The sequence below is a fragment of the Paenibacillus sp. Y951 genome (genome assembly GCF_056786395.1).
Map to the genome: position 1 here is coordinate 1 of NZ_JBXCIY010000006.1, position 19,384 is coordinate 19,384.

Here is a 19,384-nt window from a genome sequence, read left to right on the forward strand (position 1 = left end):
ACAAAGAGGCTAGCAACTATGCCTTAACGTCACAATTGCTAGCCTAAACGTCGTGTCACGACGGGATTTTGTGGATTTTAATTAGTGCCCGTTTCAACAGAATTTCCCAAATTGCTACTCCAGTCGCTCCAGCTACCCGCATAAAGCTTTACATTACTGAAACCAGCTTCCTGCAAAGCGAAGAAATTCGGTGTCGCCGTGACACCTGAACCACAGTAGACAATCACTTCAGCATTCTTATCTATCGATGCAAAACGCTGAGCTTGTTCTTCAGCACTTTTCCATGACCCGTCAGCTTTCTTACCTTCTTGCCAGAAATGATTGATTGCCGATGGAACATGTCCTGCTGCTTTATCAATTGGCTCTACCTCGCCACGATATCTTGCGCCATCTCGTGAATCTATAATTACTGTCCCTGCAACACCAATCTTGCTACGCACATATTGCTGATCGACCAGTATATGATCATTCAATAATACAGGTAGCTCGCAGTCTTGTACTCGATCTGGAATGTCCATACTAACTGCAAGTCCAGCTTCTTGCCAAGACTTGAACCCGCCTTCTAGCACATATACTTCTCCGTCAAAACCAATCCATTGCAACAACCAACGAAGACGAGATGCCATAGCACCACCTTGATCATCATAGGCTACAACTACTGATCCAGTTGTAATACCAATTGTTCCAAAAAATTGTGCCACCGTCTGTGGATCAGGTAACGGATGTCTGCCGCCTACTCCATCTGGACGTTTTCCACTTGATAGATCATAACTTAGATTAGCATAATGTGCTTGTGGAATATGACCTTCACGATAAGCAAATTCCCCAGCATCTTCATCTGCAAGATCATATCTAACATCTACAATAACAAGCTGAGCATCATCAGCGTTTGCTGCTGTTAACTGCTGCTGCAACCATTCCTTACTAACGAAATATGACATATTGCTCCTCCTAAAACTTTTTGTGACTTCCTGAGTTGCTTCCTGCAAATAAAAAGTTACTTCGGAAGCATTATCTAAAACTTTTTGTGACTTCACTTGTATTGCTTCATAATAATAATAATAATAAGAAGTCGCATCGGAATCCTTTTTAATTCAATACCTTTGCATTTAGTTTACTCCATTAATTAATTGTGTACTAGCCTATATATTGTATGTATTCACAGCAATGAACATGATTAATCAAATATGAATTTATTATGACTGCATTCTCCCAAACTAATTTATAGGTACAGCAACAAAGAGGACCATCTCAGTGAGAAAGCCCTTATATTTCAATAATAGTCTACCGCTTTGGCTTACTTGGCGTTAATTGTGTTAATATTTTGGGTCCTGCTTTCGTAATTGCAATCGTATGTTCAAATTGTGCAGTTAGCGCATGATCGACTGTTCTTGCTGTCCATCCATCGTGTTCAATATAAATTTCTGGAGATCCTGTTGATAGAATCGGCTCGATCGTAATAACCATACCTTCTTCAAGCTTAATGCCAGATGTTCGCGTACGTACATGGTGCACATGTGGAGCTTCATGTAACTCCCTACCAATACCATGCCCGAGAAAAGAAGCAATCACTTGAAAGCCCTCTCGTTGCGCCCTTTGCTCGATCGCATAACCAATATCTGAAATATCATTACCGATGTTCGCTTGAGCCAATCCAGCTCGAAAAGCTGCCTTTGCTGCTCTTACTAACCGACGAGCTTGCGGTGATACTTCACCAACCATATACGTCCATGCGGAATCAGCCTTCCAACCTTTATAATCAGCAACGATATCAATCGTAACGATATCCCCTTTTTCTAGCTTATAGGAACTTGGAAATCCATGACATGCTACTTCATTTACAGAGATACAACTCGCATATGGATAGCCTTTATGACCTTTTTGTGCAGGATATGCACCATGCTCAACCATATACCAATCAATGAATCGATCGATTGCCGCTGTTGTTATTCCAGGGACACATTTCCCCACTAATGCTTTATGACATCCTGCAACAATTTTACCTGCTCGCGCAATTCGTCTAATTTCCTCAGCTGTCTTTGGAACAATCGACTGCATCGTTAACACCTCCCACTTAAATATATTCCGCGAAACTAAGCTTCATGCTCATTTTATGTCGATGCATGTCCGATACTAAGTATGTTTTAACGTTCCAACTAAGCAATGATTACTACCTCAACGCTGAATTACTTACGCTGACAACGCAAAAAAGAGCCTGATGAGCGCTTTGCGCCTATCAGACTCTTTTCCGTATATTTGACCTATACAGCCGAGGAGTTCATTCTTCCAAGTTCATCCTCAACTAGTGAGGTTAATTCATCTTCATAGCCGCCAGTAATTCGATACTTACGGACATACTCTTTCACAAATTTCCTTGGGTCCTTAGGTTGGAATATTCTCGTCAATTCCTTCAGGCTTTCCTTGACTTCATTTTGGCTGTGCTTTGCCATGAAATCTCCTCCCTTATATAATAATGGATGGTCGTCCTATAGTACTACTCGAGAACAACAACAAGAAGTTGTCGTCATCGTTCCGACTCTTATTCCTCCTTAGGTGTAATTCATTCCACGGCTAATAGGTAACTGTTTCAATATTCTTACTATTATAACATTTCAGATAACAATATAAAAGCATTTCAATGATTAGAAAATTTTATCGATATTGTAAAGGTATGTGTGCTCTCTACAATAATTGTTCATCATTACTAGTATTGTCGAAAGAGGTCGAATCATGAGCTTTGTCCTGCGATTGTCTTTGCTTTCTAAACATTTGCAAATAGATAATTACACCGATAATGGCTACAACTACTCCAAATATCACCAATACGAGCGCTGCAACATTTTGCCACAATACGACCTCCTCCTTCCTACTATTATTTTACATTATTTTCTTGATTACTTCATTAGTCTATAGTTGTATTTTCAAAATGCGGGCTTGTTGAATTTCCTCTTAACAATAATAGTTCAACAAGCGGGCTTTCAGAGCCGAGAAGATGGAGTGCTACTTGAGAAAGGCGGAAGCGCAAGTGTACGTGTTTGGTACACGCGAACCGTACTTTCCAAGTTCACTTCATATTCGATGCCGATTAAGCTTCTTGCATCACTTCGTTATCAAAGTCTGCTTGTTGAATTTCCTCTTCTGTAAGCACCACTTGCCCACGCGAGTAACTCATCATGCTCATCATATAAAGAAGCTGTTATAGTATTAGTACGCTTGGTACAATGTAAAAGTTCCGCCTTGCAGAAAATTTTTCCAGAAGCGACATTAGATAAAAAATGAGTGTTCATCGTTGCTGTAACTGTATTCTCTCCTGTTCCAAGCATAATAATTAACCCCATAGCATTATCGAGCATTGACATCATTACTCCGCCATGTACTATCCCCATTAAATTTTTATGATGGTCAGCAAGTTCAAGCGAAATAATAACCGATTTTTCCGTAGCTTCAACCAATTCACAACCTAAATATCCCCAAAATGTTGATTTGGCAAGCTCCTGTAGCTGCTCATATCTGTTCTGATCATTCATGTTGTTGTTCCTCTTCTACCAACTTACGTCTAAGCACTTTTCCAACCATAGTCTTTGGCAAGCTATCTCTGAACGCATATTGATGAGGCACTTTAAATGCAGCTAACCTTTCTCGACACCAAGCATCCAATTGCTCATCTGAAACCATATAGTTATCCTTCAATACAATAAAGGCTTTCACCGTTTCTCCGCGATAAGCATCTTTAATACCCACTACTGAAGCTTCGGCTATTCCAGGATGTTCAAAAAGTACTTCTTCAATTTCACGAGGATAAATGTTAAATCCACTTGCGATAATAATATCTTTAATCCGATCCATAATGATGAAGTAACCGTCTTCGTCCATCTTCGCTAGATCACCCGTTTTTAGCCACCCATCAGCAAGAACCTCATCAGTTGCTTCTTGTCTATTCCAATAACCGCTCATCACTTGAGGGCCTTTAACAATAAGTTCACCTAATTGTCCTGGTGGTAATCGTTCACCAGTCTCAACGGAGATAATGGCAGCATCCGTATCTGGGAATGGCAAACCTATCGTTCCAATTTTTCGTTTCCCCCATATCGGATTAGCATGTGTAACTGGTGAAGTCTCGGTTAAGCCATAGCCTTCAATTAACCTGCCTCCAGTTAAGCTTTCAAATTGCTCTTGTACTTCTAATGGCAACGCTGCAGAACCACTAATACATACTTCAATTGAGGATAAATTTAATGGTGTTGTTTGTTTTCTTGCAGCTTGTATTAACGCAACATACATCGTTGGAGCACCTGGGAAAATTGTAGGCTTCATCGTATCTATCGTTTTCAATACTTCATTGACATCAAATTTTGGTAGGAGCACGAGACATCCTGCTGTTCGTACCGACATGTTCATTAGTACCGTTAACCCAAATACATGAAACAACGGCAACGCTGCTAAATACCTCTCTTCTCCAATTTTAACTCGACTACACCATTCCATCGTTTGTAATGTATTAGTAACGAGATTACGATGAGTGAGCATAACTCCCTTAGGAGTTCCTGTTGTACCTCCTGTATATTGCAAAGCAGCTAATTCATGATGCTGAGCTAATGTAGGTCGCTCATATGATAAAGATTTTTTGGTTAATAGTGTACTCCAAGCGACATATCCATCCTGACCATATGGGATTACCGACTTAAACCCTTCCTTGCGTTGCTTAATCGGATACAGTAAATTTTTGGGGAATGGTAAGCCATCCTTAATAGAAGTGACAATTACATTTTTCAATTTCGACAATGGCCCATTCTCAGGATCTTTGCCTCTAACTCGCTCGATTCTTGGGTAAAGTAGATCTAAAGTAATTAATGATATTGCACCGCTATCCTGCAATTGATGCTTCAGTTCGCGCTCTACGTACAAAGGATTCGTCTGCACAACAACTGCACCAGCCAGCAATACGCCGTAATAAGCAATTACCGCCTGCGGACAGTTAGGTAACATAATTGCTACGCGGTCTCCTTTATGGATGCCTAGTCTACCTAATCCTCTTGCTAGTTGATCAGCTGCTACATATAGTTGTTGATACGTTAACGTCTTACCCATGAAAGAGATAGCTGACTTATTAGCATAATTAGTCGCCGAATCAATCAAAAACTGAGCAATATTAACTTCAGGGTAATCGATTGTAGTTCGTATATCCTTAGGATAATGCTTATGCCATATTTTATCGGACGACTGCTCAACCTCAGTTTCTGCTTCTGCTTCTGCTTCTGCTTCTGCTTCTGCTTCTGCTTCTGCTTCTGCTTCTGCTTCTGCTTCTGCTTCTGCTTCTGCTTCTGCTTCTGCTTCTGCTTCTGCTTCTGCTTCTGCTTCTGCGCTAGTATCCTCGACTTGTTCCGTACTTTCAACTACTTCTTCGCTCGATACCTCTGATTCTACTTGAACATCTCTTTCGGTCTCTTTCTGCGTCTCATCATGAACATTGGAGTGTTGAGGATTTTGTGATTCCATACTAGATCACTCCTTCACACAATATATTGCTCACTTCCGATAACCTTTGCAGCGATTTGGCGTTTCAATGTAATGACGTCTGTGAGAGATGCTTTCGTTAATTTCTTCACAATCGATAATTGCATACGCAATGTGTCACCTGATTCCATTCGCACAAGTGCTGTTCTAGCAATACTCTCAATTTGTTCCATAGCTTCTTGCACATAAACTTTTGTCATCATTGCTACAATAGAAGACTCATCATGATCAAGTCGAAGTAGTAATCGTTTCTGAGCTCGTAAGTAAGCGCTCTCCATTGCAAACGTTAAAATCATTATATTAGCAAGCCCCTCTAATATTTCTTGTTCCTTTTCAAGCCTTGCACCATATCGCTGGACAGCAATACCACCAAGCATCAAAAATAACTTCTTCGCTTGCTTAATGCGATGACCTTCTAGACTTAGAACTCCTTCAAGATTAGGGGCCGATTGTGGTTCTAATAACTGCGCTTGCAGTTCTTGAATTTTATCAAGTAATGGTAGCTCGTTTTTCATTGCTTTCTTAATGAGTGTTCCGGGAATTAATAAGCGATTAATCTCATTCGTACCTTCAAATATGCGGTTAATTCTTGAATCTCGATAAATTCGCTCAACCTTATATTCCTTAATAAATCCATAGCCACCATGTATCTGCACAGCTTCATCACTTACAAAATCCAACGCTTCCGATGCAAATACTTTAACCATCGAACATTCCATCGCATATTCACCGATTGCTTTGGCTGCAAGTCTGCCGCTATGAGCAGCTGCATCGGATGAGGTTTGATCGATCTCAGATAGCATCGCATCCATCCAACCAGCAATTCGATAGACCATACTTTCCATTACGAAAGTAACAATATTCATATCCGCTAATTTAGCTCCAATTAGTGGATATGAGGAAATTGGCTGATTAAATTGCTTACGAACATTAGCATAGGAGGCTGCCAATTGAATCGCTTCCTTCGATGTACCTAGACAGGCTGCACCGAGCTTAAATCTGCCAATATTTAATATGTTAAAAGCAATCAGATGACCTTTGCCGATTTCACCTAATACATTATCAACAGGAACATGCACATCTTCAAAGTACAATGGACAAGTAGATGAGCCTTTTATGCCCATTTTATGTTCCTCAGGACCAATGCTAAATCCCCCCATATCGCGTTCTACAATGAATGCCGTGAACTGTTCATTATCTATTTTCGCATAGATGATAAATACATCTGCAAAGCCAGCATTCGTAATAAATATTTTCGAGCCGTTCAATATATAATGTTGACCATCGTCACTTAGCCTCGCACTCGTCTTCGCACCTAGTGCATCGGAGCCCGAAGCTGGTTCTGTCAGACAATAAGCGGCGATCTTTTCACCAGTTGCGAGTAGCGGCAAGTACTTTTCCTTCTGCTCAGTAGTGCCAAAAAAGACAATCGGAAGTGTTCCTATCCCTGTATGAGCACCTACCGACAAAGCAAATGATGAGCTTTTGGCTAACGTTTCTGCGAGTAATGTTGTACTGACCTTATCAAGACCTAGACCACCGTACTGTTCTGGTATATCCGCACTTAGCAAACCCTGCTCCCCAGCAATACGCATTAATTGAACCGTTAGTTCATAATTAAGTGCCTCAATCTCCGCATCCTTCGGAGCGATCTCAGCATCCACATATTGCTGTGCTGCTTCAGACATTAGCCGCTGCTCACTCGTAAAATCCTCAGGAATTGTAGTTAGCAGCGGATCACTATTCTCAATAACGAATCGTCCGCCGAAAGAAGTTACCTTCGTTATAGACATCATAATCACCTCCAAAATTATTGTTATCGTATTCCCCTTTCAGCAACGTTAGCCGATTATGCAACGTCAGCATAATCATCCCTCAGACAAGCGAATTGTTCAGTTGGAGTAGACCTCGAGCAAACCAGCTGCCCCCATTCCCCCACCAACACACATCGTGACAATGCCTAATCCCCCACCACGACGCGCTAATTCATGAATAAGTGTGACGCTTAACTTCGTCCCTGTACAGCCAAGTGGATGGCCAAGCGCGATAGCTCCCCCGTTCACATTTACCCGTTCAATCGGAATCGATAATTCACGAACAATCGGAATACATTGTGCAGCAAATGCTTCGTTCAGCTCGAATAGATCAATATCTTTGATTGTCACTTTAGCCTTGTCTAGTAACTTAGGGATTGCTACGATTGGACCAATTCCCATCACTTCTGGCGCTACCCCCGCTACAGCGTAATGACGAAATACAGCTAACGGCTTCAGTTCTAATTCCTTCGCCTTACTGCGACTCATTACTAATACAGCAGCTGCACCATCACTCATTTGCGAGGAGTTCCCTGCTGTAACTGACCCACCAATTGTGAACGCTGGCTTCAATGCTGCTAACCCTTGCGGTGAAGTCGTTGCACGAACACCTTCATCAAGCTTGAATTCAAAGCTTTTATCGCGATACTCGCCCTTTTCATTACAGATGGAACGCGTTACCACAATTGGTACAATCTCATCTTCAAATGCCCCTGAAGCAATGGCCCAAGCCGCTTTCTGATGACTACCAGTTGCAAATTCATCCTGATCCTCTCTAGTCACCCCATACCTGCGAGCTACTTCCTCTGCGGTATGCCCCATTCCCATATAAACTTCGGGGATACGATCAACGATATCGGGATGCGGTGATAATCTGAATCCTGTCATCGGCACATGGCTCATACTTTCGACACCACCCGCTACTATAACTTCAGCTTCACCGAGCTTAATTCGCTCAGCAGCATAAGCGATTGACTGTAAGCCTGAGGCGCAAAAGCGATTGACCGTTACCGCTGGTGTCGATTGCTCTAAGCCTGCATGAAGAGCTATTATTCTTGCCATATTCAAGCCCTGCTCACCTTCAGGCATAGCACAGCCAATGATGACATCTTCAATTAATGTCTTAGACATCGTCGGAACTGTAGCTAGCAGCCCTTCGATCACACTTTTCCCAAGATCTTCGGCTCTCGTATCTGATAAACTTCCTTTTTGGGCTTTCCCAACGGCTGTTCGTACCGCAGCTACAATAACCGCATCTGTATCATGATCATCGAAGTATTTGCTCGGCATCTCCCATTCTCCCTTCTAATTTGCTCTATATTAGTTACGAAGCGGCTTGCCTGTCTTCAACATATAACTCATTCTTGCCTGCGTTTTCGCCTCACCACATAGACTTAAAAATGCTTCGCATTCAAGATCTAGCAAATATTGCTCACTGACCATCTCACCGGAAGCAAGATCCCCCCCGCTTAATACATGTGCTAGCTTCGAGGCTATTAATTCGTCGTGACTGCTAATATATTTACCTAGCTTCATGGACTGAATAGCAAGCTTTAAGACGGCTTTACCTTCTTTGCCTGCTACCGCAACAAGTTGTTCCTTCGGCGCTTCATAACCTGCTTGGTCTAGTCGTAGTACTTCTTTCTTTGCCTCGGAAATCCGATTTTCCTGACGCATAATGACTCGATCCTGTGGCCTTGCAAAGCCTAAACGTGCAATTTCATGACCACTTGTTGATGTCTTGGCCATGGCAATTGTTTCAAACATATGATTGAGATGAGGCTGTAAGTCTCCCGCTAGCAGCTTCCGCTGGATGACTCCATTCGGCCCTGCACCAGCAGCAGCTCGATTCATCACAAATATAGCAGCCTCTTTACTACCACCACCAGCCGGTATTAAGCCTACCCCTGTTTCTACTAATCCATAATACGTTTCAGGGGAAGCAATAATAACGTCAGCTGGCAAGCAAGCTTCTACTCCACCGCCTAAAGTCATGCGATGCGGCGCAGCAACAACTGGGCGATCCAATCGTTTCAGTTGGAGCATACTTTGTTGGAAGAAACGAATAATGTCCTCCACTTCATCCCACTCTTCATTTTGCGCTTCCATAAGTAACAGCATAATATTGGCACCGACGCAGAAATTTTTACCTTCATTGGCAAGTACAAGCCCACGCCAATTACGAGCTACTTCATGACTAGCATAACGAATCGCACTTAATACTTCTGAGCCTATCGCATTGCTTTTGGAGTGAAATTCCAGTGCGACCACATCATCCCCAATATCGATCAGGCTTGCTCCCGAATTACTCCAAATCGTTGCTCCACGTTCCTTGCATTGATGAAGTGAAATAACATTAGCATCTTCATCTAGTTGTACAAATTGTTGTTGATGAACATGCCAAGTATTGCCGAGCTCTTGCCTATAGAAATGAGTGTGACCATTCGCAAGCCACTCCTCTACCCACTGCGGAATAGACTCGCCTTCTTCCTTCATCCTTGTCACTGAAGCCTGCACCCCAATCGCATCCCATAATTCGAAAGGACCTAGTTCCCAGTTGAACCCAAGCTTCATTGCCTTATCAATATCTACGATAGAATCCGCGATTTCACTTAAAACTTTGGCAGAATAAAGTAGAACAGGCTTTATCGTGTCCCATGCGAACAGAGCATGAGGATGCTCTGGGTAGGTATGGAGTAAAGCTTTCACCTTACCAGCTGCACCTTTACCTTTCTTCACCGCCTCGATAACAGGAGAAACAATCGGCTCGGCACTCTCATAGGTAAGCGAATCTAGCTGCAACGATTCGATAAAGCTTTTTCCAGCTGGTGATTTGGATTTGCGATAAAATCCTTCACCACTCTTTTGACCGAGTGCACCTTTCTTAACCAATGCTTCTAATAACGGTGGGCGTGTAAATACTAATTTCTCCGCTTCATCGCTACTTCGATTATGGACGTTATCTACAACATGTAATAACGTATCCAGACCAACAAGATCAAGCATGCGATAGGTGGCTGTTTTCGGACGTCCCATCGCGACACCGGTAAGTGCATCTACCTCATCTATACTTAACCCATAATGCTCCGTTGCCCCTAACGTCACGAGCATGCCATATGTACCGATGCGATTAGCAATAAAGTTAGGAGTATCCTTCGCACGCACAACACCTTTACCAAGTTTTTGTTCACATAAGTACTGAAGTGTATCGACGATTTGTGGTAGTGTATCTGAAGTTGGGACAACCTCTACGAGATTCATATAACGTGGTGGATTGAAGAAATGTGTCACGGCAAAATGCTCTCGCATATCTTTACTACAATGCTCAACCATCTGGTGAGCAGATAATCCTGATGTATTCGTGCTGACAAGCGTGCCCATTCGTCTTGCTTGATCAATAAGCGTACATACTTGCTGCTTAATATCTAGTCGTTCTACAACTGCTTCGACAATCCACTCTACTTCACCTAACTGCTTAGTATGGTCGGTTAAATTACCAGCAGTAATACGATGAACAAAGCTATTGTCATAGAGTGGCGCAGGCTTTTGCTTGACCATAACTCCAATTGCTGCATTGGCAAGTCGATTGCGTACTGCTGGAGATTGTAACGTTAGACCTAGTGATTGCTCTTGTGCAGTGAGCGTCACGGGGACAATATCTAGTAACCAGACGGAATAACCGCTATTAGCCATATGTGCTGCAATTCCAGCTCCCATAACTCCTGAACCAATGACTGCTACTTTGCGCACATTTATTACTGACTTCTTATTGTTCACAATAGTTGAACTCATAGTAGATCCACTCCTTTCCTTCTTCCATTCATACGCACTACTATATGTATGTGAAGGGGGCATATCTCATGATGGTTCCAATAAGCGGAATTTCAAAACTGAGCAGGTGAAGCGTTACTTGAGAAAGGCGGAAGCGCAAATGTACGTACTTGGTACATGCGATCCTACAATGTTTCTGCAAGAAACATTGTAGGAAGCTTACGCTATACTTTCCAAGTTCGCTTCAGATGCGATGCCGATTATGCTACGTCAGCATAATCATCGTTATCAAAGTCCGCTTTTTGAACTACCGCTAAAGCCTAGTACACTAACAGCTAGCACCTCAGCAACATCTTTCGTCGCCACGCTGCCATCCTCCACCAGTGCTTTTACCCCATCTTCTAGCATCGTTAGACAATAAGGACATGCCGAGCTTATCATCGTTGGCTGTACCTCCAGCGCTTGCGTCGTTCTAGCATAATTCACTCGAGTACCGCTATGTTCTTCCATCCACATTAATCCACCACCAGCACCACAACACATGGCATTTTCCTTTGAACGCTCCATCTCTTTCAGAACGACACCTGGTATTGCTTGCAATATCCTTCTAGGCGCATCATAAAGTCCGTTATACCGGCCTAAGTAGCAAGAATCATGCAGCGTAATCGTTTCATCTAATCGAATATTCGGCCTCAACCTGCCCTGCTGTACCAATTCATCAAGTATTTCTGTATGGTGCTGCACTTGAATATGAGTTGCCAATCCAAGCTGCGGATATTCCTGCTTGAAGGTGTGGAATGTATGGGGGCACGGCGTAACGATATGTTCAATATGATAGCGGTGGATCATTTCAATATTTTGCATTGCTAGCTCTTGATAGAGCATCTCATTACCAATTCTGCGTGCGGTATCACCTGAGCTTTTCTCTTCTAGCCCTAATACTGCAAAGTTAATACCCGCATGTGTTAGAAGGCGGATAAAATCATACAACAGTTTGCGACTACGATTATCGTAAGAGCCCATTGAACCGGCCCACAGTAAAATATCTGTTGGTGCTCCTAAAGCTTGCCGCTCCTTCATCGTCTCAACTGTAATTCCCGTCTTTTTCTGACAATCAAGCAGCCAGTCTGCACGCTCACTTCGACTAATCCCCCATGGATTGCTTTGTCGTTCAATGTTTTGCAATGCGCGTTGTGCATCCGCAGGCATTCTCCCTTCCATCAACACGAGATGTCTGCGCATATCAATAATTTTATCAACATGCTCATTGCCTACAGGGCACTGTTCTTCGCAATTGCGACAAGTTGTGCATGACCATAACTCTTCTTCTGTCATCACATCACCAATTAACTCTACTTGTAGCGGATTACGGCTCACATCGTATTGCCAAGCTTTACTTTGCTTGTTCATCGTCTCTGAAATATCTCCCTTCCATGTGGATTTGTTAGACATCGTTGCTGCTTGAGCGTTATGCACCTGACTATCTCCGTTTGGTGGCTGTTGCTGATCCGCTGTACTACACATTGTTTTCATAACATGAGCGCCTTGCGTAAGATCACCGATTCCCCAAGGGGGTTGTTGCCAAAGTCCTTGCGGCAGCCATGGTGACTTTGATGTAATCGCTGCCCCTTTTTCTGTTGCATGATCGCGAAGTTTAATAATCATATGCATCGGCGATAAGATTTTCCCTGTACTTGTTGCAGGACATACATTAGTACAGCGACCACATTCTACACAAGCGTACAAGTCTAACATTTGTTTCTGGTTAAATGCGTGAATATGCCCTACGCCAAAGGTTTCAGCATCCTCATTTTCAAGGTCGATATGACTCAACTGTCCTGTAGGAACAGAGCGTCGATACCATAAATTAATCGGTGCTACTAATAAATGAAAATGCTTCGACTGTGGAACATAGATAAGGAAACTTAATAGAATGAGTAAATGCAACCACCAGCTGATCTCGAATCCAATTGCCGCATTCTGGCTGCCTTCGTTAATACCTAGCGCTTGTATAGCTGTTGCAAGTGAATGACTAATCGGTGCGTACGTTGCCGCAAGTGGATCGCTCATCGATGCAGTTGCTTTAGCAGTTACAGATGCTGCAGTATGAGTTAATCTTTCAAAGCTCAATGACATCAGCACACTTACCATAAGCATGCCAATAAACCAATAAACTAACGACGGCTTTGCACCACGTTTTAACCGGGGTAGTCGTTCTCCATAACGACGAAATGCTCCTAAAATAATAGCAACTAATACAATAACTACGATCCATTCCTGGAGCCAACTGAAATAGCCATATAGCGGCATCCACGGAATTAATGGTATGCCAAATAAGCCCTTAAGCATTAGATCAAGTGCACCGAGCTGTAGCGATAGAAACCCATAAAAATAAATAATATGCAGCAAGCCGCTACGAATGTCTTTCAATAATTTACGATGCGTTATAATCTCTATTGTTGTTTTTGAGGATGGTTTTCTTTTGATCCATTCTGTAGATGTTGCCAGTGCTATATATTGGATTCTGCGCTTTATGATTTCGACAAACATCCAAATCGATGCTCCAGCTACACATACCGTAATAAATAGTCTAATGTAATGGGCATCATCCATATCGCTTCCCCCCTTTCGCCAGTAACCACATTAATTATTTGATGATCGTTGTTCAATTATATGTAGCCCAAAGAGTTAACATGCTCTCGCGTAATGAGTAAACTAGCGGTCTATTTTGCTGCATGCTTTCATATGGTTATACCGTACGAGCTATAATCTCTTCGGACCATGTTATATGTTCAAATGCACAACGCTATGAAAGGGGCATCCGTATGTTCAAAATTGTTGTCTTATTGAAGCAAACGTTTGATACAGAGGAAAAGATTCATATTGATAATGGTGTAGTTAATGAGGGCGGTGCGAAATTCATTATTAATCCCTATGATGAATATGCACTTGAAGAAGCATTGCGGATTAAGGAACAGCATGACGCAGAAATCATCGTCATTTCGGTAGGTCCGGAACGCAGTACGCATGCCTTACGCTCAGCTCTTGCGGTAGGCGCTGATCATGCCATTCTGATTGCTGATCATAATTTAAGTCAAAGTAGTTCGATTGCTCATTTACTAGCAGCTGCCATACGACCGATGAACGTGGATCTTATTCTAGCAGGATTGTTCGCAGTCGATAGTGGTAGCGGTAGCGTTGCTTTACAAGTAGCAGAATTGCTGCAATTGCCGCATGCTTCAGCTGCAATTAAGCTGCAGCTTGGTGATGCGCTGGAATTGAATATTAAGGCAGCACCATGGGAAGGTAAGCTTGCCTTAGTCGAGCGAGATGTTGAAGGCGACATAGAAACCGTGCTACTTCCACTTCCCGCACTTATTACAGCACAGCAAGGCTTGAATGATCCACGCTACCCTTCCTTGCCAGGCATTATGAAGGCAAAGAAAAAGCCATTAACAGAATTATTTTCATCTGATTTACTACTATCAGACGTAATAGAGAAAATCTCGACAAGCGCTACATATTGTGAACAGGTTCTCCCTCCAGCCGCTAGACCTGCTGGGCAGTTCATTACAGGAACAGCCCAGCAGCAAGCTTCTACTCTATTAGAGCAATTATTTGCACGTTCTATTATTAAAAAAGGTGGAGAATGCTAATGAGTCAACCTATCGTTATTGTCGCTGAGCGCAAAGGTCAACAATTACGAAGAGTTACATTGGAAGCTATTACTGCTGCCAGAACGCTATGCAATGGACAATCAAGAGTGATTCACGCCTTCTTATCAGGTAGCGATACCGATGATAGCTTAATGGCTTCAGCGAAGGAACTAATCCAACATGGCGTCCATGAAGTACATATTGCCAAACATGTTCATTTTGAACCGTATCAAGCAACGATTGTCCTACCTGCGCTAACAGATATCGTGCGAACATTACAGCCTAGTTATGTCATTATCGGGCATACATCTAATGGTCGCGAGCTTGCGCCTCGTCTAGCAGCAGCCTTACATAGCGGCTATATTGCCGACGTTACAACAATAGAAGCATCCCAGGATAAAGTTAGCTTTATACGTCCGATCTATGCAGGCAAAGCATTTGAACGTCGGAAATTTCAAGGGGTTGCCCCTTATATTTTTTCTATTCGTCCAAATAATAATGCCCCTGCACCATTCGTTGAACAGGCAACGATTACTGAGCTAGAGGAACATATACATCCTGTCAATTGTGAAGGGATACAACTCTCATCGATTGTGCAACATGTAGTAAAGCGTATTAATGAAGGAATTGATCTTACAGAAGCAGATATTATTGTCGCAGGAGGAAGAGGTGTTCGCGGGACTGAAGGTTTTGTAGTATTGAAGCAACTAGCTGATGAACTCGGTGGTGCTGTTGGTGCATCGCGTGCAGCTTGCGATGCAGGTTATTGCGATTATGCTCTGCAAATTGGTCAAACTGGAAAAGTTGTCACTCCAGAGCTCTACATCGCTTGCGGAATTAGTGGTGCAATCCAACATCTTGCTGGAATGAGTCAGTCTCGTACTATTATAGCGATCAATAAGGATCGTGAAGCACCGATCTTCTCTATTGCTGATTATGGTATTGTCGGTGATTTATTTGAAGTTGTGCCACTTCTTACTGCACAATTAAAGGAATTTCGACAATAATTCATTTATTTCGAAATAACTCTTGCTTATATAGTTCCTGCGTGATAAGATACTACTTGTCTCTAAGAGATATTTAATACATGGAGCTGTGGTGTAGTGGCCCAACATGCCTGCCTGTCACGCAGGAGATCGCGAGTTCGAATCTCGTCAGCTCCGCCATTATTTTAACGACATAGAGTCCTTCGGGGTTCTTTTTTTGTTTTAAATTTCCGCTACAAGAACCAATTGCTGATCAATGGTTAGTCCATGATCTTCTAGCACTTGCTTATACCCCTGTTATCGCAATTGACCAATACTTCGATCTTCCATTGGAGTATTAACCCTTTACTGCGCCTGCAACAACGCCTTCAATAATGTATTTCTGACAGAATAAATAGAAAATGACAATAGGAATAATCGCTAGAACAAGCATCGCCATCATCGCACCCATATCAATCGATCCATATCCACCTTTAAGATATTGGACAGCAATCGGAATCGTTTTATATTCTGTACCGATGATTAGAAATGGTAGTAAATAGTCATTCCATACCCACATGACATTCAAAATAGCTACTGTAATAGCGATTGGTTTCAATATAGGAAGAATAACTTTAAAGAACATTTCTGGTGGTCCTCCACCATCTATCATTACAGCTTCCTCAATTTCAAGCGGTATTGATTTGACAAAACCGCTAAACAAGAAGACTGAAAGCCCCGAACCAAACCCTAAATAAATAATTAAAATACCTATGGGGTTGTCTAAACCTAATACGTTAGCTGTTTTTGACATTGTAAACATAACCATTTGGAATGGTACGATCATAGAAAAGACAAACATGTAAAATAATGCGCTAGCCCATTTTGTTTTCACACGCGTTAAATACCAACCCGTCATAGATGTAAAAAATACAATTGCTGCAACTGCGCCTATCGTTATGAACAAGGACATTCCGAAAGCTGAAAAGAAATTAATTTTCTGAATACCGCTTGTATAGTTTTCAAGTCCAACATACGTATCACTGTTTGGGAATACAAACGGTGCATCACTTATGAAAAATTTCCCTTTAAAGGAGTTCATTAAAACAATCAGTATCGGGGATAGAAATGCTGCTGCCAATACGACAAGAAAGAGAAAGAGAAACGGTCGCTTTTGTTGTGTATCATCCATTAGTTTTCGATCTCCTTTCTTCTAGTTATAGCAAGTTGTACGACCACAATAATACCTACCATTAGGAAAAACATAACAGCTTTAGCTTGACCAACACCTTCAAATCCAGCTTTACCATAGAATGTATTAAAAATATCCAGAGCTAGCATTGCCGTTTGTTTGGCAGGAGCACCTGCAGTCAATGCTAAGTTTTGGTCAAATAGCTTAAATGAATTGGATATACTTAAGAACAAACAAATCGTAATCGAAGGCATGACAAGCGGTAAAATGATTTTACGAAGGATAACTCCATTCGAAGCACCATCAATTTTTGCTGCTTCAAGCTGCTCTTTCGGAACGTTTTGAATACCAGCAATGTAGATGATCATCATATAACCGATAAGTTGCCAATTCATTAGAATAACTAATCCCCAAAAACCAAAGGCAGGATCATTCGTAAGTGTAACATCGAACTTATAAAGAATACCGTTGAATATTAGTTGCCAGATATAACCTAGTACGATACCACCAATAAGGTTAGGCATGAAGAAAACTGTACGGAATACATTCTTACCTAGCACTTTTTTGGTTAGTAATAAAGCGATAAAAAATGCGAACACATTAATTGAAATTACAGACACAATTGTAAATCTAGCTGTAAACCATAAAGCATTAAGAAAGTCCTTGTCTGCGAATGCTTTAATATAGTTGTCTAATCCAACCCATGTAGCATCATTTACTGTTGTAAACTGTGTAAATGACAAGTATATCCCCATAATAAACGGAACAATGAAAGCTAGTGTAAATGCAATTAATGTCGGCAATGCAAAAAGAGCAAAATATTTCTGAATCAACTTCTGCATAGCGTTCTCTCCTGTTCTGCTATCTCGTGTAATAACAGATGTCACTATACGACTGTCTAGTATAGTGACATCTGTTTAAACTGCTTATTTATTGCTTAGCTTATTTACTTCTAACTTATCTATTACTTCGCTTTTTCACTTTTCCAAGAATCTACGACAACTGTGGATACTTTATCCCAAGTTTCGTTACCTTGAGCATATTGGAGTAATGCATCACCGAAGCTGTTTTTGAAATCTTCACTTGGGAATGCTGCGAATGTCCAAGCTACAGATGTTGTATCTTTTTCCATCCAAGCTAAAATTTCTTTAGCAAGTGGATCAGCTGGTTTTTCATTTTCTGCAAATGTATTGAATGGAGCGATGAAGCCAAGATCATTCGTTACATAAGCTTTACCCGTTTCACTTGTGAACAACCACTCAAGGAATGCGATTGAAGCTTGTTGCTTAGACTCAGAAACTTTGCTGTTAATGGCGAAGTAGTTTTCAGTACCAACAGCTAACCCTTGGTTTTCTTCACCAGTTACACCAGTGTAGATAGGAAGGAATTTAATATCCTCAGAGTTTACAGTGTTACCGCTAACTTCATTGATTTGATTCCAAGCCCAGTTACCATTTTGAACCATAGCAGATTGACCAAGTGCGAATTCTGCCATAGAATCTGCAGCTGTTTTACTACCTAGAAGCGTAGGTTTTACAGTAGAGTTATTGATGTAAAGATCAAAAATGTTTTTGAAGTTGTTGCCGTAAGAGAATTTGATCTCATCAGCAGAAAGACCTGCTCTTGTAGCATTGTCGAAACCTTGAATATCATTGAATTCATAGAACAAAGAAATGTTCGCTAGATGCGTTTGCCATCTCCATTGCTCACCAGCACCTAGAGAAGTAGAAGAGAATACACCTTTAATTCCAAGCGCATCAGCATTAGCTTGCATATCTTCAACTACTGATTTCAATGTATCGAAGTTATTTACTTCTTCCATTGAAGAGATGGATGTTGCTTTAGTACCTAAAGCAAAGTATTTCTCCATAATCGCGTTGTTGTAGATAATGCCATATCCTTCTACTACGTAAGGAATACCATATACGCCTTCGCCTTCGGATACTGCAAGGCTTTGATCAGAAAGGTAGCTGTATAATTTAGTATCTTTCAAATCAAGTGTGTATTCTTTCCAAGCATCGTATCCAACAGGACCGTTAATTTGGAAAATTGTTGGAGCTTCTGATTTTGCAATTTCTGATTTCAACATTGTTTCATAAGTACCCGCCGCTGCTGTTTCAACTTTAACTTTAACTCCAGTTTCTGCTTCGTAATCTTTTGCAATTTTTTTATATACTTCAGCAATTTCCGGTTTGAAGTTAAGGTAATAAATCGTTTCGTTTGATTTGGCACCTTCATTACCTTGACCATTATCCGTTCCTTTTGGAGCATTTGTTCCACCATTGTTAGAACAAGCTGCAATAAGTACTAATGACATTACCAAAAGCACACTCAAAACTTTGTTGAATTTCTTCATTCTAAAATCCCCCTCTAAAATGAAATTCATAAAGTAAAAGCGTATTCCGGAAAGCTTATCGGAAACGATACCGAAAACGATTTCACATGCAAACATGTGGTATCACAGACATTTAT

Annotated in this window: 16 protein-coding genes and 1 tRNA gene; 4 read left to right on the plus strand and 13 right to left on the minus strand. The window is 41.5% G+C overall.

Going from position 1 to position 19,384, the window contains the following annotated elements:
- Positions 1-77: 77 nt before the first annotated feature.
- The 4 genes from AC1TPB_RS10135 to AC1TPB_RS10150 all read right to left on the minus strand — a co-directional run bounded on the left by AC1TPB_RS10135 (position 78) and on the right by AC1TPB_RS10150 (position 2,850).
- Positions 78-941, minus strand: a complete 864-nt coding sequence (locus AC1TPB_RS10135; protein ID WP_482076374.1) for a sulfurtransferase — start codon at positions 939-941, stop codon at positions 78-80.
- 343 nt (positions 942-1,284) lie between these two features.
- Positions 1,285-2,058, minus strand: coding sequence for a type I methionyl aminopeptidase (gene map / locus AC1TPB_RS10140; RefSeq protein WP_482076375.1), 774 nt, complete (start codon positions 2,056-2,058; stop codon positions 1,285-1,287).
- 203 nt (positions 2,059-2,261) lie between these two features.
- Complete coding sequence (locus AC1TPB_RS10145) at positions 2,262-2,450, minus strand: hypothetical protein (protein ID WP_482062895.1); 189 nt, start codon at positions 2,448-2,450, stop codon at positions 2,262-2,264.
- A 232-nt stretch (positions 2,451-2,682) separates the two neighbouring features.
- Positions 2,683-2,850, minus strand: a complete 168-nt coding sequence (locus AC1TPB_RS10150) for a hypothetical protein (RefSeq protein ID WP_482076376.1) — start codon at positions 2,848-2,850, stop codon at positions 2,683-2,685.
- A 63-nt stretch (positions 2,851-2,913) separates the two neighbouring features.
- On the opposite strand from AC1TPB_RS10150, the gene AC1TPB_RS10155 reads away from it, so the two are divergent.
- Positions 2,914-3,144, plus strand: a complete 231-nt coding sequence (locus AC1TPB_RS10155; protein ID WP_482076377.1) for a hypothetical protein — start codon at positions 2,914-2,916, stop codon at positions 3,142-3,144.
- On the opposite strand, the gene AC1TPB_RS10160 is transcribed toward AC1TPB_RS10155, so the two are convergent.
- From AC1TPB_RS10160 to AC1TPB_RS10185, 6 genes are all read right to left on the minus strand, one after another.
- Positions 3,111-3,527, minus strand: a complete 417-nt coding sequence (locus AC1TPB_RS10160; RefSeq protein WP_482076378.1) for a PaaI family thioesterase — start codon at positions 3,525-3,527, stop codon at positions 3,111-3,113. The two genes, AC1TPB_RS10155 and AC1TPB_RS10160, sit on opposite strands and share 34 nt — an antisense overlap.
- A complete protein-coding gene (locus tag AC1TPB_RS10165; protein WP_482076379.1) occupies positions 3,520-5,496 on the minus strand; it encodes a long-chain-fatty-acid--CoA ligase in 1,977 nt (658 codons plus the stop codon). The genes AC1TPB_RS10160 and AC1TPB_RS10165 overlap by 8 nt, the downstream gene beginning before the upstream one ends.
- A gap of 14 nt (positions 5,497-5,510) precedes the next feature.
- Positions 5,511-7,310, minus strand: coding sequence for an acyl-CoA dehydrogenase family protein (locus AC1TPB_RS10170; RefSeq protein ID WP_482076380.1), 1,800 nt, complete (start codon positions 7,308-7,310; stop codon positions 5,511-5,513).
- A gap of 96 nt (positions 7,311-7,406) precedes the next feature.
- Positions 7,407-8,618, minus strand: a complete 1,212-nt coding sequence (locus AC1TPB_RS10175; protein ID WP_482076381.1) for an acetyl-CoA C-acyltransferase — start codon at positions 8,616-8,618, stop codon at positions 7,407-7,409.
- A gap of 30 nt (positions 8,619-8,648) precedes the next feature.
- Complete coding sequence (locus AC1TPB_RS10180) at positions 8,649-11,120, minus strand: 3-hydroxyacyl-CoA dehydrogenase NAD-binding domain-containing protein (protein ID WP_482076382.1); 2,472 nt, start codon at positions 11,118-11,120, stop codon at positions 8,649-8,651.
- A gap of 267 nt (positions 11,121-11,387) precedes the next feature.
- On the minus strand, positions 11,388-13,712 hold the full coding sequence (locus AC1TPB_RS10185; protein WP_482076383.1) for a (Fe-S)-binding protein: 2,325 nt from the start codon (positions 13,710-13,712) through the stop codon (positions 11,388-11,390).
- Between the two features lie 212 nt (positions 13,713-13,924).
- On the opposite strand from AC1TPB_RS10185, the gene AC1TPB_RS10190 reads away from it, so the two are divergent.
- The 3 genes from AC1TPB_RS10190 (at position 13,925) to AC1TPB_RS10200 (ending at position 15,921) form a co-directional block, all read left to right on the plus strand.
- A complete protein-coding gene (locus AC1TPB_RS10190) occupies positions 13,925-14,755 on the plus strand; it encodes an electron transfer flavoprotein subunit beta/FixA family protein (RefSeq protein WP_482076384.1) in 831 nt (276 codons plus the stop codon).
- The gene (locus tag AC1TPB_RS10195; protein WP_482076385.1) at positions 14,755-15,762 is read left to right on the plus strand and encodes an electron transfer flavoprotein subunit alpha/FixB family protein; all 1,008 of its coding nucleotides are present in this window, start codon (positions 14,755-14,757) and stop codon (positions 15,760-15,762) included. The genes AC1TPB_RS10190 and AC1TPB_RS10195 overlap by 1 nt, the downstream gene beginning before the upstream one ends.
- Before the next feature lie 82 nt (positions 15,763-15,844).
- A tRNA-Asp gene (locus AC1TPB_RS10200) sits at positions 15,845-15,921 on the plus strand.
- Positions 15,922-16,078: 157 nt separating this feature from the next.
- Here the strand turns inward: AC1TPB_RS10200 and AC1TPB_RS10205 are convergent.
- The 3 genes from AC1TPB_RS10205 to AC1TPB_RS10215 all read right to left on the minus strand — a co-directional run bounded on the left by AC1TPB_RS10205 (position 16,079) and on the right by AC1TPB_RS10215 (position 19,268).
- Positions 16,079-16,912 (minus strand): carbohydrate ABC transporter permease, encoded by an 834-nt coding sequence (locus AC1TPB_RS10205; protein ID WP_482076386.1) that lies wholly within the window; start codon positions 16,910-16,912, stop codon positions 16,079-16,081.
- The gene (locus tag AC1TPB_RS10210) at positions 16,912-17,754 is read right to left on the minus strand and encodes a carbohydrate ABC transporter permease (protein WP_482076387.1); all 843 of its coding nucleotides are present in this window, start codon (positions 17,752-17,754) and stop codon (positions 16,912-16,914) included. Before AC1TPB_RS10210 ends, AC1TPB_RS10205 begins: the two co-directional genes overlap by 1 nt.
- Before the next feature lie 122 nt (positions 17,755-17,876).
- On the minus strand, positions 17,877-19,268 hold the full coding sequence (locus tag AC1TPB_RS10215; RefSeq protein WP_482076388.1) for an ABC transporter substrate-binding protein: 1,392 nt from the start codon (positions 19,266-19,268) through the stop codon (positions 17,877-17,879).
- Positions 19,269-19,384: the final 116 nt, after the last annotated feature.

Bases quoted from the DNA above. Each gene is read 5' to 3' on its own strand.
- AC1TPB_RS10135 (WP_482076374.1), bottom strand. From the start codon at position 941: ATGTCATATTTCGTTAGTAAGGAATGGTTGCAGCAGCAGTTAACAGCA.
- map (WP_482076375.1), bottom strand. From the start codon at position 2,058: ATGCAGTCGATTGTTCCAAAGACAGCTGAGGAAATTAGACGAATTGCG.
- AC1TPB_RS10145 (WP_482062895.1), bottom strand. From the start codon at position 2,450: ATGGCAAAGCACAGCCAAAATGAAGTCAAGGAAAGCCTGAAGGAATTG.
- AC1TPB_RS10160 (WP_482076378.1), bottom strand. From the start codon at position 3,527: ATGAATGATCAGAACAGATATGAGCAGCTACAGGAGCTTGCCAAATCA.
- AC1TPB_RS10165 (WP_482076379.1), bottom strand. From the start codon at position 5,496: ATGGAATCACAAAATCCTCAACACTCCAATGTTCATGATGAGACGCAG.
- AC1TPB_RS10170 (WP_482076380.1), bottom strand. From the start codon at position 7,310: ATGATGTCTATAACGAAGGTAACTTCTTTCGGCGGACGATTCGTTATT.
- AC1TPB_RS10175 (WP_482076381.1), bottom strand. From the start codon at position 8,618: ATGCCGAGCAAATACTTCGATGATCATGATACAGATGCGGTTATTGTA.
- AC1TPB_RS10180 (WP_482076382.1), bottom strand. From the start codon at position 11,120: ATGAGTTCAACTATTGTGAACAATAAGAAGTCAGTAATAAATGTGCGC.
- AC1TPB_RS10185 (WP_482076383.1), bottom strand. From the start codon at position 13,712: ATGGATGATGCCCATTACATTAGACTATTTATTACGGTATGTGTAGCT.
- AC1TPB_RS10190 (WP_482076384.1), top strand. From the start codon at position 13,925: ATGTTCAAAATTGTTGTCTTATTGAAGCAAACGTTTGATACAGAGGAA.
- AC1TPB_RS10195 (WP_482076385.1), top strand. From the start codon at position 14,755: ATGAGTCAACCTATCGTTATTGTCGCTGAGCGCAAAGGTCAACAATTA.
- AC1TPB_RS10205 (WP_482076386.1), bottom strand. From the start codon at position 16,912: ATGGATGATACACAACAAAAGCGACCGTTTCTCTTTCTCTTTCTTGTC.
- AC1TPB_RS10210 (WP_482076387.1), bottom strand. From the start codon at position 17,754: ATGCAGAAGTTGATTCAGAAATATTTTGCTCTTTTTGCATTGCCGACA.
- AC1TPB_RS10215 (WP_482076388.1), bottom strand. From the start codon at position 19,268: ATGAAGAAATTCAACAAAGTTTTGAGTGTGCTTTTGGTAATGTCATTA.